The organism is Thalassotalea sp. SU-HH00458 (assembly GCF_040362795.1).
In the GTDB taxonomy this organism is placed as follows: Bacteria; Pseudomonadota; Gammaproteobacteria; order Enterobacterales; family Alteromonadaceae; genus Thalassotalea_H; species Thalassotalea_H castellviae.
Genome location: NZ_BAABWW010000002.1, coordinates 97,873 through 111,849 on the forward strand (window position 1 = coordinate 97,873; position 13,977 = coordinate 111,849).

A 13,977-nucleotide genomic window follows, 5' to 3' on the forward strand; every position below is an offset into this window, starting at 1 on the left:
TACCTTCAGTTTTTCAAAGGTTCATATTAAGTATGTTAACTCTGGTTAGCACAACATTATCTGCTAATCAGATGGCGGTAAAACCGGTTTCAGTATTAAACGAAAGAGTACATTCGCAAAGTAATGCGGTGTTAAATCCTTTTTCCATTTCTCAATATCGGCAAAATTATATTTTGCCATTTAGCTATGTGACAAATCCCAACACCATTACCACAACTGGATTAAATAAAGAAAATGTTGACAATTTGGAAGCAAAGTATCAATTAAGTATCAAACTACCTGTTTATTTAGCTTCACAACGTGGCGATGGTGTCTATTTTGGTTTCACTGCGGTGTCATTTTGGCAACTTTATAATAGTGAAAAATCTAAACCGTTTAGAGAAACCAATTATGAACCTGAATTATTTTATGCGTGGAAAAGCGATACATCATTGTTTGGCTTTAATGTTAATGAGTTTACTTTAGGTCTTTCACATCAATCGAACGGGCGAGGCGGTTTAAAGTCACGCAGCTGGAATCGTTTATATGCGTCGGCAACTGTTAGTAATCATGCCACTTTTGTTCGTTTAAAGGCATGGTATCGAATTGAAGAAGATGAAAAAGCTGACCCTTTTGATGCTTTAGGAGATGATAATCCTGATATTTCGCGTTATCTGGGGTATGGTGAAATTGCTGTGGGTACTCAATTTAAGCAAGTTAATTTTTTAGCTTTAGTGAGAAATAACTTAAGAACAAGTAATAATAAAGGTAGCGTTGAATTGAACCTATCTTACCCAATAAACGAGCGCTATGAGGTATTATTGCAATATTTTAATGGTTATGGTGACTCGCTCATTGAATACAATCGACACCAACAACGCATTGGTTTAGGTGTTCAGTTAACGTTTCTTTAATGGCTTAATCGTAAAGCTGCTTATTAACCTAAGATATAGTGGCCGTTATTAATAATGTATTGTTGTAGTGCCAATTGACGTAAAAAAAACTAGACCTTAGCTTGGCGTATTTGCGTTTGCTAAGGTCTCGTTATTCTCAGTATTGTAAGTGTTAATGATTTGCTATGAATAGACTAAACAAAAGTATTCATTAGCACGTTCATTAACAGTCTTTATCTTCAGATTTTACTTTATCTTTTAGTTCTTCACAGGCATCTTCAATGGCATTGCCAGCGTCTGTGATCGCCTCATCTACTTTCTCTCCTGTTTCTTCTGCTGGTCCTTGTTCACATGCCGTCAATGCGCTTAGGGTAAATAATGTCAGAGTCGTTGTTAGTAACAATTTAAATATATTCATAATTAGATCCTCTTATAAAAGTAAAGATGTCGAATTTAAGTTAACAAAAAAGTTAAAAAATACTGTTAAGGCTTGGGAGCTTTACCACGCGTGATGTTCAGAATGAATGAAATAATCATCAAAACGATAAAAATGAGGAATATAACTTTTGCAATACTTGTTGCGGCACCAGCTATACCACTAAAGCCTAATATCGCAGCAATAATGGCAATCACTAAAAAAGTAAACGCCCACTTTAACATGTCAATCTCCTATCTTTGTTGATATCAAAAGTGTTATTGCACAAAAAGTGCCAGACATTATTGGATTGTTTAACGCAATGAATTTAAAGGGGTTACTTTGCTATTGAAGGAAAACTTTAATGGGAAATTTAGCGGAGTGAACATTAATATGAAAAAATTACATGTTGAATATGTAAATTGTTCTCACTGAATCAGTTAAAGACGATTGGTTTTTAAGTCTTTTGTCGATTTCAGCCCCATTTTTTACTTGGCATAAATGTTGGATAGTCAATATTGATATATTCTAAATGAATACCATTGTGTGCACTGCTAATTGCAGAAACCTGGAGTTTTCGTTATGCAATCAAATTATGTCAAAAAGCTTGTTAGCAAACTATCCGATACCTTTGCAGAACAACCTGAGTACTTACAAGCGATAGAAGAATTAATTGCATTTAGTGAATTAGATCCTGCGCTGGTTGAGTCTTGTGAACAATATAATGTTTTAGCACGTATATTACAGCCAGATAGAGTGATCAGCTTTAATGTCGTTTGGCAAAACGATCAAGGTGAAGTTCAGGTTAACCGGGGGTGGCGAGTTCAACATTCAAATTTAATCGGTCCTTACAAAGGAGGGCTAAGGTTTCATCCTGATGTCAATGAGTCAGTGTTGAAGTTTTTAGCGCTTGAACAAACGTTTAAAAATGCCTTAACTGGGCTCCCTATTGGTGGCGCGAAAGGGGGGGCAAATTTTGATCCTAAAGGCAAGTCGACTAATGAAATTATGCGTTTTTGTCAGGCGTTTATGGGAGAACTTTATCGATATATTGGCCCTAATACTGATATACCTGCTGGTGATATTAACGTTGGACCTAGAGAAATTGGTTACTTGTTCGGTGCTTACCGTCGAATAAATAATAAATTTTCAGGGGCTCTTACGGGTAAAGATGTGGGATTTGGCGGGAGTCATGTACGTATCGAGTCAACCGGTTTTGGTGTTATCTATTTTGTTGAAGAAGTACTTGCGGATAAAGAACAGTCGCTTGACAACTTAACTCTGATTCTTTCAGGCGCAGGTAATGTCGCATTAAATACAGCCAAAAAAGCCATAGAGCAAGGCGCCAAAGTGCTTACTTTATCTAATTCTTCTGGCTACCTATTGGCAACCAAAGGATTACGTGCAGCACTTATCGATGAGCTGCTTGCTCAAGAAGCTAAACCCGACTTAAGTCAAATAGCCAATGGTGCGGATATCAAATGGTACTCAGATAAGAAACCTTGGGAAGTTGACGCTGATATCGCGATTCCATGCGCGACACAAAATGAGTTGGATATTAATGATGCCAAAAAATTGGTGAAAAATGGTGTGTTATTTGTGTTCGAAGGAGCCAATATGCCTTGCACAAGTGAAGCCATTCATTATTTTAAAAAACATAAGATAAGTTTCTTACCTGCGAAAGCGGTTAATGCGGGGGGCGTGGCAATGTCTACCTTCGAGATGGGGCAAAACGCGAACTTTTATCCTGAGTCTTTCGAAAAAATGGATGAGAAGTTAGCGTTAACAATGAAGAAAATTCATCAGCACTGTGTACAAACAAACACTCAAAATTACTTAGTTGGCGCCAATAGTTTCGCGCTCAATAGATTAGTTAAAGCTGCATTAGCTCAAGGTATTTAATTTTTCTATAAACGCTTATTAAAGCAAAAGGAATCAAGACGTTGAAAATTAATATAAAAGAACAAAATCGGGAAAGAATGCCACTTGAACAACAGTTCGAAAAGGTTATTTCTCCGCTACAAGCTTTTATTCATAGCCAGTCTTCGGCAGGATTTTTATTGTTATTTGCTACCGCAATTGCATTGTTTTTAGCAAATTCTAGCTGGCATGAACACTATGTATGGTTAACCAATTTTAATATTGGCTTTATTTGGGGAGATAACCAACTTTATCATTCTGCCGTTGACTGGGTTAATGAAGGCTTGATTGTATTATTCTTTTTTTTACTCGGACTTGAAATTAAATTTCAAGTATTAGCCGGCGAATTAAAAGATGCCAAAAGTTCAATACTGGCAATTTCAATGGCGCTTGGCGGTATGGTTGTTCCCGCGTTAACTTATTTAATGGTCATGTCGGTTTTAGGAGGAAGTGACTGGCAGGGCTGGGGCATTGTAATGGCAACAGATACAGCCTTTGCTTTAGGGTTGTTAGTGTTATTGGGAGCCCGAGTCCCTAAATCGGTACTGGTATTAATTACTGCACTGGCTATCGTGGATGATATAGGTGCGGTATTGGTGATAGGCCTTTTTTATACCGACAATGTGTCATTACTGTATTTAGGTTATGGCGCTATTGTATTAGCCGTGATGTTTATCGCTAACTTGGTAGGTATTCGCGCTGTTTGGTTTTATTTATTTTCAGGTTTAGTTCTTTGGTGGTTTGTTTCTCACTCCGGTGTTCATGCAACTACTGCAGGTATTCTTGCGGCGTTAACCGTGCCGACAAAGCCTTTAGCTGACACCAATTGGTTCGCACATTCAATGGAACGCTTAATCGCAAGGTTTAAACGAATCGACCATCACGACAAAACGATTTTAGATCAGCAAAAACAGCATGAATTAGCTGAAGCGGCTGAGGTTATTGCGAAATCAGCGACAACGCCGGTTCAGCGCTGGCAAAGTAAATTACATAGTCCAATTAGTTTGCTTGTATTACCATTATTTGCCTTGTTAAATGCGGGAATTGTTCTCCCTGAAAGTTCAGCTGAAATTATGTCTATGCCGGTATTTTGGAGTTGTTTGTTAGGTTTATTGATTGGCAAACCGCTAGGGATCGTCTTGTTTTCATCGCTTTTTATAAAATTAGGCTGGGCGGAAAAACCTATTGATATGCAATGGCGTGACTTCGCTGCTTTAGGCTGTTTTGCAGGCATTGGCTTTACGATGTCGTTATTTATTACCAATTTGGCGTTTATCGGGGATATCGCTACCATTGAAAAAGCGAAGCTTGGTATTATTTGTGGTTCATTATTATCTGCCGTTTTAGGATTTATTTTATTTTCTAAAAGTGAAAAGCCCCGCTAATTATTTTAAGTAACTTTTAGCTTTATTGTTATTCAGCCTATAGCCGCTTGTTATCAAAGGATAATAAGCGGTTTTTATTTTTAATATTCACAAGTTAATACTCAACTTCATTTTGTTAATGCATCTGTCGTTTTGAAAACTCACTAACACTTGCCATGTTTGATAACTCTTCTACACAATCCTCACAAATAGGGTGATTTTTACTGAATGCTAAAATCGGTGGGAAGGTCAGTGACAGTCCTTTTAATGCTAGTAACTTAATATCGTTGTCAGCTTTGTTTGATTGGCTAACTTTTTTAAGATAATCGTGAGGTACGGTTAAAAACTTTAGCGATAAGGTTAATTTATTCATTCTTTCATAGAGGGAAGATAAATTATGGCAACTACAAATCCATGCCATCATAGTTTCAATACATTGCGGATTATTTCTATAGCCAAATGCAAGTAGATCATAAGCTTCAGAATAAAAGTATTCAGCTTTTTGCCACTGATTTTCTTTAAAACAATTATTCCCATTGTTTAATAGTGACTTCCATTGCTCGCTTTCCATCAAGTTATCCTTTTAATTGCTAAAAAGTAAATAATAATGATTTTCATTTGCATTTCAAGTGATGGATATAATTTTCTTAGATAAATTGAAACCCACAGTGGAGAGTTAAACAAACTAAACACCTTAAAACAGTTCATTTGTACAATAAGTTTACGCTAATGATAGTAATTCGTATTTACATTTGTGTTTGCGGTGGTATGATATGCCCATAAATGAGTTTTTACTCTAATAAATATGAATAAGGTTCTAGAGCTGATCTATAACCAACTTACCCTTAATTAGGATCGAAACGTGAAAAATATGAAATTATCTGCGCTTTCTTTAGCGTTATTATTGGCAACCAATGCAAGTGCAAATGATGAAAAAAATGAAAGTGAAATAGAACGCATTGAAGTAAAAGGTAGTTATTTAAAAGGCTACAATGCCCACAGTGCCAGTGGCGCTTCGAGGTTAGAGCTCGATATTATTGATATTCCGCAGTCGGTTTCGGTGATCACGGCTAGTCAAATGAAAGATTATCAATTAACCAATATTGATGCTGTTTTAGATACCGCCACAGGGGTGAATGTGGAACGCATTGAAACGGATCGAACTTATTATACCGCTCGTGGTTTCGATATAACCAATTTTCAGGTTGATGGCGTAGGTTTACCACTTAGTTCTGGAAATAATCATGCTGATGAAGATACCTCAATTTACGATCGCATCGAAGTGATTCGTGGAGCCAACGGTTTAATGACTGGTGTAGGCAACCCATCTGCCACGATCAATTTTATTCGCAAGCGTCCTACTGCGGAAAATGAAATAAATATCAATGGCACATTAAGCAGTTGGGATAACCAGCGTTTAGAGCTTGATGGTAGTTATAATTTCACTGACAGTACGGCGATAAGAACGGTAATTGTTAAGCAAGATGCTGATTCATATCTAGACCGATATCACAAAGAGAAAAATGTTTTTTATGTCTTTTTAGCACATCAATTGACAGAGAATACTAAGTTTTCGTTAAGCCATACTATCAACGATAGTCAAGCGACAGGCAATAACTGGGGCGCGAACCCTTTATTTTACACCGATGGTTCAGCAACTAATTATGATATTTCAACCAGTACTTCAGCAGATTGGTCTTACTGGGATATCAGCAAAGAAAATACGGTGCTAGAAGTGAGTCATGCCTTTGATAATGGATGGCAACTGCGTGGTACCTATTCACATAAAAGTACAGATGAAGATTCGGAGTTATTTTATGTTTATGGTACGCCAGATAAATCAACAGAGTTAGGACTGTTTGGTTATGCCAGTGAATATGACAATGACGACAAACACGATTTAATCGATATATATCTATCGGGTGAATTTGAATTTTTTGGCCGCGAGCATGAATTTGTTGTTGGGGCAAATCACTCTTCCATGTCGGGGGAAGAATTATCGCTATACGATTATACCACCGGCAATGGGTTCCCAGTGATGCCTCCTTTAACAGAGTGGGATGGTAACACGCCTAAAGCTACGTTTGCTGATGGGAAAACAGGTTCAGATGTATCACGCGATCAAAAAGCATTGTATTTTACGGCACGATTCAGCCTCACTGATCACTTTCATTTAACGGCGGGTGGCCGCCAAAATGACTGGGAGATAAAAGGTGAGTCATATAGTGTTGTGCAAGATGCCAGTGATGAGCAATTTATTCCGTATATTGGCGGGGTTTATCAAATAACCGATAACCTTGTGGCATATGCAAGTTACACCGAAACCTTTGTTTCGCAAACTGAGTTAGACATCAATAACAATGTTTTAGCGCCAATCACAGGTAAGAGCCAAGAAGTAGGTATAAAAAGTAACTTATTTGACGATAAATTTTTAGCGACGGTCACCTATTTTGAAACCAGTCAAGAGAATGTTGCAAGGTATGATGATCGTTCTTCGCCGGGAGATTCTCGTTTTATTGGTACGAAAGGCGTAGAAAGCTCAGGTTTTGAGTTTGACTTAGCAGGGGAGTTATTGCCTGGCTTACAAACTAGTATTGGCTTTACACATTTTAATATTGATGTTGAAGATGAGATAGATGCTAACGTTGCTGACTATACCCCTGAAACGTTATTTAAAGTGGCGGCGACTTATCGCGTACCGCAAGTTGAAGGCTTGTCATTGGGCATGAATATGCGTTGGCAAGACGATATTTCACGTTTACAAGGTGTTGTTGCTGAAGGTTTTAGTAATGCCGGGCAAGAAATCATTACCAAACAAAAAGCGTATGCGGTGGTTGGTTTAATGGCGCGTTATGAATTTACAGAACAGCTTGCATTAACTTTGAATGCCTACAATGTGACAGATGAACAATATATAAACAGCTTATATTGGGCACAAGGTTATTATGCTGCACCAGCAAATTATTCTGCAACGATTAGTTGGTCATTGTAATTATCGCGAAATGTTTATTCGATGAATAATAGACAAAACATTGCTTTGGCAGTGTTTTGTCTTTTTGGATTTAATTATGAGAAAAAAACTTTTTAAATGGCATTCAGTGAGTGCGCTAATAGCATTAATTCCTTTAATGGTTATTGCGGTTACCGGTAGTATTTTGGTGTTTAAAGTTGAGATTGATACCTGGTTGATGCCCGAGCATATGACTGTCAATGCTGATGAAACTACACCAAGACTGAATTTAAATACCTTGATCAACAAAGTAGAAACGGCTAACCCCCAGTTCTTAATGGGCAGTTGGGAGTTATTCGATGATAAGTCTCGTGCTGATACCGCTTATATTATTGAAAAAGCAACGGGTCATTGGTATAAACTTTATCTCAATCAATATACCGGTGAATTACTCTCCAAACCTGTCACCGTTGTACACGATATTACTGACTGGTTGTTGTCGTTACATTATACGTTTTTATTAGATTTTACCGGCACTGTGTTAGGCTCAATTTTTGCCATTATTTTATTATTTCTAGGTATCAGCGGTATTATTTTATATCGTCAATTTTGGAAGAAATTATTTACTCTCAGATTTAAAGCGGCAAGGCGTATCTTTTATAGTGATGTGCATAAATTTATCGGTATTATCTCATCGCCGGTGCTCATTATATTAGCGATCACTGGGGGCTATTTTAATATTGCCGCGGTTGTTCATGAAGTGAGTGAACATATTGAGCCTCATCCGTTGTTAACTAAGCCTCTCTATAGTCAAAATATAGATTTTCAAAGGTTAGTGGATAAGTCTCAAAAAGATATCAAAGGGTTTAATCCTACCTATTTCATTTTCCCTTTTGAGCCAGAGTTACATATTACGTTTTTTGGTGAAGTGCCGACAGCAAATCCGCTTATCAGTGAATATGCTAGTACTGTTACTTATGATCGAGTATCAGGAGAATTAATGGCCGCTTTAGATATTCGTACCCAATCGACTATAACGGTTGTTATTGATACCTTTAGAAAGCTTCATTTTGGTTATTTTGCGGGAATACCAAGTAAAATTATTTGGTGTGTTTTAGGGCTAACGCCTTTATGGTTAGCATTAACTGGGCTGTATTTTTATTGGTTTAGAAAACGTAAACGACCAAGTAAAGTTTTTAGCAAAGTACCCGCAATGTAATATTTGGGGGAAATTACTCAAAGGCAACTATCATTAGTTCCTGATATAGCCGCTTATTCTTTTTAGTAGAATAAGCGGCTTTTTAATTTCTCTTATATTGGACTTTTTAGTTGAATATGCCGGAACGAATCTTAATGATTTAGCATTTAATATCACACTTTCTAACTTATTCCTTAATGGTTTAAACAAATGACTTTGCTAAATTATTGCCAGTATTTAGCTTGTGAAAATGGAAAACCAATACTCTAAAATCCTTAGTTAACCTAGCCTAGAGAGTAAAACAAACAATTGTTAGTATCTTCTTTTTAAAGAGAAGTTAACGGGACTTTACGTCATCTAGGCAATTATGCCGGTTGATTTTATAGCGGTTATTAGTTAGAGTACTAATTATTAGAATGCTAACGATTAAACAAGAAGGAAACAAAATGAATATCATACGTGATATTTCAAAAGACAGTAGTAACAAGGGTTATTTATATTCTAGAACACCTTTAAACCATCACTTCCCTCCTGCTTGTCATTTCAATCGTTATATTAATTTATTCAATCCTCCTCCTATATTTAATTAGTACTATTTGTATTTTTATTTTTCATTAATCGTTTTTATATGAAACGAAGGTAAGCTTTGTTCAAAAAAACAGGTTAAATAAATATTAAAATTCAAGGGTTTAGGAAGAACAGGCTTTACAAAGAGCCTTAATCATCAACTTTTGGGTATTTAGATACTCAACACATTTATCGTCATTAGTGCTTAGTCATAAGTGCTATGTAACTTTTAAGGGTTTCATGTGAGTTTTAAAACTTGGCAAAGAATAGTTATTAAAGTGGGTAGTGCGTTATTTGCACCGAACCAAAATGGATGTAGTAGTCAATATTTATTGAGTATTGCAAATTTTATTGTCCGTTGCCGTTTATCAGGCATACAAGTGGTATTAGTTTCTTCTGGTTCCGTGGGGGCTGGTGCTCATCTCTTTGAGGAGTCGGGTGAAGATAATATTGTGATAAAAAAAGCTATGGCAGCTGCAGGTCAATCTGAAATGATGGCTACTTGGGACAGACTTTTTGATTTCCCTACCGCACAATTATTATTAACGCATGGTGATTTACGTAATCGAGATCGTTACGAAAGTATTCGAAATACCATAGATACGTTATTAGTGAATAATATTTTACCTATTATCAATGAAAATGATGCCGTTACCACCGACAAATTGAAAGTCGGTGATAATGATAATTTATCGGCAATGGTTGCGACAGCTGCAAAAGCTGATTCATTGATCATATGTTCCGATATTGACGGACTTTTTGATGCCAATCCACATTTAAATGACCAGGCAAAACTATTGTCAGATGTGTATCAAATTAATGACGACATTTATGCCATGGCGGGCGGTGCGACAAGTAGTGTTGGTACAGGTGGAATGAAAACCAAAATTCAAGCCGCCGAAAAAGCCATTGCTCATGGTATTGATACTTTCATCGTTAATGGTTTTAAAGAACAAAGCTTTAATTCGTTATTAAAAGATGAGAATCCTGGTACACACTTTTATCCTCATAAAGACCCGATGCACGATGGCGTGCACTGGATGCGTCATACTACCCGTGCGCAAGGGGAATTAATCGTGAGTGAGGATTATGAGATCACTGCCAATCAACTTAACGATATTTTAGATATTGATGACTTAGTCAGTGTAAAAGGTAATTTCTCGTCTGGAGATACCGTCTTACTTAGAAAGCATAGTGGTGAAAAACTGGCAAAAGTAAAAACCAATTACAGTAGTTGCTTACTTAACTTTATCGCGTGTAGCGATAATTCATCTTTTTCTGAAGAACTAGATAAAACGGACGAACCTATTTTATCTAATCAATTTATTGCCTTAATGGAGTCTTAATGAGTTTAATTACCAACATTGCAAAAAAAGCTGCACAAGCCGCTAAAGTTATGGCCATTCAAACAAGTGAAGCCAAAACAAAGTTATTAAATGATATGGCGAATGCGCTGCGCGACCATACAAAAAGCATTCTTGAAGCAAATGTGCTTGATATTGATTTTGCTCGACAAAAATCGTTAAGTGATGCAATGCTCGACCGTTTACAATTAAATGAAGCGCGTATCGAAGATATGGCAGTAGGCTTAGAAACAGTTGCAGGAATATCTGAAGTAGTTGGAACGCTTAGAGAGCAAGATGTTAGACCTAATGGTTTGAAAATTAGCAAAATGCGGGTGCCTTTAGGGGTAATTTGTATGATTTATGAAGCTCGCCCGAATGTGACCGCTGATGCCGCAGGTTTATGTATTAAGTCAGGTAATGCCGTCATATTAAGAGGCGGGAAAGAAGCGTTAAACAGTAGTTTAGCCATTGCGAACGTTTTACAACAAGTACTCGTGCAACATCAATTACCAAAAGAGATTGTCACTGTCATTGATCAACCAGATAGAGCTTTAATGACAGAGTTACTCACGCAAAAAGATTACATTGATTTAGTGATCCCTCGCGGCGGCGAAGGCTTAATCAATTTTGTCAGTGAAAATAGCCAAATTCCAGTGATCCAGCATTATAAAGGCGTTTGTCATTTATTTGTCGATGAAAAAGCTAATATCGACAAAGCATTAGCTTTACTGTTAAACGGCAAAACCCAAAGAACCGGTGTTTGTAATGCCTTAGAAGGTTTACTTGTTCACCAAAAGGTTGCGGATAAATTTTTACCTTTAGTTGCAAAACGTTTTCAAGAGCTTGGTGTGAAAGTCAATGGCTGTGCTCGAACGGTACCTTATTTTGACGACATAGTGCCTTTAGCTGATTCAGAGTTTGGTGAAGAATATTTAAGCTTAGAGATTGCGATTCGTGTGGTAGATGATTTTGGTCAAGCCATTGATCATATTGATCAGTTTGGTAGTAACCATACCGAGGTTATTTGTACGGAAGATCAACAAAAAGCGATGAATTTTCAACGTTTAGTGGATGCTTCAGTGGTCATGGTGAATGCTTCTTCACGTTTTTCTGACGGCTCACAATTAGGACTTGGTGCTGAAATTGGCATTGCTACCTCGAAATTACATGCCTACGGACCAATGGGCATAGAGTCATTAACGACAGAAAAATATCTCGTTAATGGTGAAGGCCAAGTTAGAGCTTAAACCGTCTTAAACAGATAAAAGCTTTTTAATCAGTCAAAGAACACTCGCATAAATCAGTTAAGTTTGATTCAGCGAGTGTTTTTATTTTTTATTGGCCAATAAAAAATAACTAAGAAATGCGAACTTTTTTATCGATTCACTTATAATGCAGCCACGTTAATTTTACTACTCGCTTTGTTATGCTCTCTGGTGAATCTTGCTTTACCCCTTTTAAAGAATCGATAGCGAATCACTGTTTACCACAGCGCTTTACTTACCCGTTTTATTATCAGCCCCATCCTTTGGCACTTGTGGCTGTGAAAGAGTTGCAGCAATATTTAACCAATCAATGCCAATGGCATCATAATTTTGGTATTCCATCTCATCAACCCACGACTCCGTCGGCAATTCCTGAAGAAGTTAGTGGTAAAATGTTTGGCGTATTGGTTGTGAAAAATAGCCATGGTGAGTTAGGGTATTTATCTGCATTTTCCGGCAAACTTGCCAATCAAAGTTGTTTAGCGAAATTTGTCCCTCCTGTGTTCGATATCCAGCAAGAAGATAACTTTTTTATTGAGAAACAATCAGTTATTAATAATATTAATCAACAAATATCGAGACTTGAGCAGAACCCCGCTATTGAACAATTAAGTTGTCAGTTAATTGAACAAAATAGTCAGTTTGAAAGTGAGCTACAAGCGCATCGTGAAAAAATGATAAGGAATCGCCAAGCGCGAAAGCACAAGCGCTTAATCGCTGAGCAAGCGTATAATGATGGTGATTTAAATGCGCAGGAATATAAAGCTCATAGCATTCAAATGAGTCGAGAAAGTGTTGAAGACAAACATGCTTTAGCGGATTTAAAACAACATTGGCAAGAAAAAATTGCGGCGATTGAATCAACACTTAAGCCGTTAGAAGCAGCGCTTGCTGATTTAAAAAAGCAGCGAAAAAAATTATCAAATGCGCTACAAAAGTACCTTTTTAAGCAATATCAATTTCTTAATCAAAGTGGCGAAGCACAAAATTTAATAACCTTGTTTAAAGATTCACTTTTTCAAACACCCCCAGCAGGCGCGGGTGATTGTGCTGCACCTAAGCTATTACAATATGCGTTTCGTCATCATTTAACGCCAATCACTATGGCAGAATTTTGGTGGGGAGCAGCGCCTAAATCTGAAATTCGCCAACATAAAAACTTTTACCCCGCATGTCAGGGAAAATGCCAACCGATTCTTACACATATGCTGGCAGGAATGGCATTGGATGAAAACCCATTGTTAACAAATCCTGCGGCTGGTAAGCCTTTGCCGATTGTTTATCATGACCAAGATATTGTCGTAGTGAATAAGCCCGCTGAATTTCTTTCAGTACCTGGAAAATCGATAACCGACTCTGTTTATAGCCGTATTAAAGAAAAATTTCCTCAGGCAACGGGCTCATTAATTGTCCATCGCTTAGACATGGCAACGTCAGGGCTTTTGATATTGGCGCTAAACCCAAGAGCGCACAAAAAACTTCAACAACAGTTTATAAACAAAACCATTGAGAAACGATACGTCGCTATTATTGAAGGTGAGCTAACGACAGAAACAGGCAGCATAGATTTACCTTTAACGGTAGATATTAATGACAGACCACGCCAGTTAGTGTGCTTTACTCACGGTAAAAAAGCATTAACTCGCTTTGAAAAATATCATCCACAGCCAACATTTACATCTGATAAAAAACTGACCAAAGTTTATCTTTATCCTAAAACAGGCCGAACTCACCAATTACGCATGCATTGTGCTCATGTCGATGGCTTAAATATGCCCATTTTAGGGGATGATTTATATGGTAAAAAAGCCAATCGGCTTCATTTACATGCCGAATATTTAGCGTTTGAACACCCAGTCACTAAAAAAACGATGGCTTTTCAACAAGACGCCGAGTTTTAAGGGATGTGCTAACTTGGTGTCTCGCAATTGCGACTGAACATTAAATAAACTGTCCCAAAAGTGACACAGTTGAAATTGCTGTTGTTGTTTCCTTTCTTAAAAGTTCTTTTATATTAAGGGTTTATAATGCTTCTGTGTTATGGCATAAGACTTGTAATTCATTCATCTACAATAAATAA

General features: G+C 37.2%; 12 protein-coding genes. 9 read left to right on the forward strand and 3 right to left on the reverse strand.

What is annotated here, in order from left to right; genetic code table 11:
• Nucleotides 1–32 precede the first annotated feature (32 nt).
• A complete protein-coding gene (locus tag ABXH06_RS03415) occupies nucleotides 33–893 on the forward strand; it encodes a phospholipase A (RefSeq protein WP_353517306.1) in 861 nt (286 codons plus the stop codon).
• A gap of 202 nt (nucleotides 894–1,095) precedes the next feature.
• Here the strand turns inward: ABXH06_RS03415 and ABXH06_RS03420 are convergent, their stop codons facing one another.
• Both ABXH06_RS03420 and ABXH06_RS03425 read right to left on the reverse strand, forming a co-directional pair.
• Entirely contained in the window at nucleotides 1,096–1,290 is a 195-nt protein-coding gene (locus ABXH06_RS03420; protein WP_311584286.1) for a hypothetical protein, read from the reverse strand.
• Between the two features lie 65 nt (nucleotides 1,291–1,355).
• Nucleotides 1,356–1,532 carry a DUF1328 domain-containing protein gene (locus ABXH06_RS03425; protein WP_353517307.1) on the reverse strand — a complete coding sequence of 59 codons (177 nt, stop codon included), beginning with the start codon at nucleotides 1,530–1,532 and terminating at the stop codon, nucleotides 1,356–1,358.
• A 337-nt stretch (nucleotides 1,533–1,869) separates the two neighbouring features.
• On the opposite strand from ABXH06_RS03425, the gene gdhA reads away from it, so the two are divergent.
• Together gdhA and nhaA are read left to right on the forward strand one after the other, a co-directional pair.
• The gene (gene gdhA / locus ABXH06_RS03430) at nucleotides 1,870–3,189 is read left to right on the forward strand and encodes an NADP-specific glutamate dehydrogenase (protein WP_353517308.1); all 1,320 of its coding nucleotides are present in this window, start codon (nucleotides 1,870–1,872) and stop codon (nucleotides 3,187–3,189) included.
• A gap of 41 nt (nucleotides 3,190–3,230) precedes the next feature.
• Nucleotides 3,231–4,592, forward strand: coding sequence for a Na+/H+ antiporter NhaA (gene nhaA / locus ABXH06_RS03435; protein WP_353517309.1), 1,362 nt, complete (start codon nucleotides 3,231–3,233; stop codon nucleotides 4,590–4,592).
• Between the two features lie 115 nt (nucleotides 4,593–4,707).
• Here the strand turns inward: nhaA and ABXH06_RS03440 are convergent, their stop codons facing one another.
• Entirely contained in the window at nucleotides 4,708–5,142 is a 435-nt protein-coding gene (locus tag ABXH06_RS03440) for a DUF2753 family protein (protein ID WP_353517310.1), read from the reverse strand.
• A 300-nt stretch (nucleotides 5,143–5,442) separates the two neighbouring features.
• On the opposite strand from ABXH06_RS03440, the gene ABXH06_RS03445 reads away from it, so the two are divergent.
• The 6 genes from ABXH06_RS03445 (at nucleotide 5,443) to ABXH06_RS03470 (ending at nucleotide 13,798) form a co-directional block, all read left to right on the forward strand.
• Entirely contained in the window at nucleotides 5,443–7,563 is a 2,121-nt protein-coding gene (locus tag ABXH06_RS03445; RefSeq protein WP_503012483.1) for a TonB-dependent siderophore receptor, read from the forward strand.
• Between the two features lie 76 nt (nucleotides 7,564–7,639).
• A complete protein-coding gene (locus ABXH06_RS03450; RefSeq protein ID WP_353517312.1) occupies nucleotides 7,640–8,740 on the forward strand; it encodes a PepSY-associated TM helix domain-containing protein in 1,101 nt (366 codons plus the stop codon).
• A gap of 425 nt (nucleotides 8,741–9,165) precedes the next feature.
• Nucleotides 9,166–9,309, forward strand: coding sequence for a hypothetical protein (locus ABXH06_RS03455; protein WP_353517313.1), 144 nt, complete (start codon nucleotides 9,166–9,168; stop codon nucleotides 9,307–9,309).
• Between the two features lie 219 nt (nucleotides 9,310–9,528).
• Complete coding sequence (proB, locus tag ABXH06_RS03460) at nucleotides 9,529–10,632, forward strand: glutamate 5-kinase (RefSeq protein WP_311584256.1); 1,104 nt, start codon at nucleotides 9,529–9,531, stop codon at nucleotides 10,630–10,632.
• A complete protein-coding gene (locus tag ABXH06_RS03465; RefSeq protein ID WP_353517314.1) occupies nucleotides 10,632–11,879 on the forward strand; it encodes a glutamate-5-semialdehyde dehydrogenase in 1,248 nt (415 codons plus the stop codon). Before proB ends, ABXH06_RS03465 begins: the two co-directional genes overlap by 1 nt.
• Before the next feature lie 179 nt (nucleotides 11,880–12,058).
• Entirely contained in the window at nucleotides 12,059–13,798 is a 1,740-nt protein-coding gene (locus ABXH06_RS03470) for an RluA family pseudouridine synthase (protein ID WP_353517315.1), read from the forward strand.
• Nucleotides 13,799–13,977: the final 179 nt, after the last annotated feature.

Excerpts from the sequence above, each read along its gene's own strand:
- ABXH06_RS03470 (WP_353517315.1), top strand. The coding sequence starts at position 12,059 with ATGCTCTCTGGTGAATCTTGCTTTACCCCTTTTAAAGAATCGATAGCG.
- gdhA (WP_353517308.1), top strand. The coding sequence starts at position 1,870 with ATGCAATCAAATTATGTCAAAAAGCTTGTTAGCAAACTATCCGATACC.
- ABXH06_RS03465 (WP_353517314.1), top strand. The coding sequence starts at position 10,632 with ATGAGTTTAATTACCAACATTGCAAAAAAAGCTGCACAAGCCGCTAAA.
- ABXH06_RS03440 (WP_353517310.1), bottom strand. The coding sequence starts at position 5,142 with ATGGAAAGCGAGCAATGGAAGTCACTATTAAACAATGGGAATAATTGT.
- ABXH06_RS03420 (WP_311584286.1), bottom strand. The coding sequence starts at position 1,290 with ATGAATATATTTAAATTGTTACTAACAACGACTCTGACATTATTTACC.
- ABXH06_RS03450 (WP_353517312.1), top strand. The coding sequence starts at position 7,640 with ATGAGAAAAAAACTTTTTAAATGGCATTCAGTGAGTGCGCTAATAGCA.
- ABXH06_RS03445 (WP_503012483.1), top strand. The coding sequence starts at position 5,443 with ATGAAATTATCTGCGCTTTCTTTAGCGTTATTATTGGCAACCAATGCA.
- ABXH06_RS03415 (WP_353517306.1), top strand. The coding sequence starts at position 33 with ATGTTAACTCTGGTTAGCACAACATTATCTGCTAATCAGATGGCGGTA.
- ABXH06_RS03455 (WP_353517313.1), top strand. The coding sequence starts at position 9,166 with ATGAATATCATACGTGATATTTCAAAAGACAGTAGTAACAAGGGTTAT.
- ABXH06_RS03425 (WP_353517307.1), bottom strand. The coding sequence starts at position 1,532 with ATGTTAAAGTGGGCGTTTACTTTTTTAGTGATTGCCATTATTGCTGCG.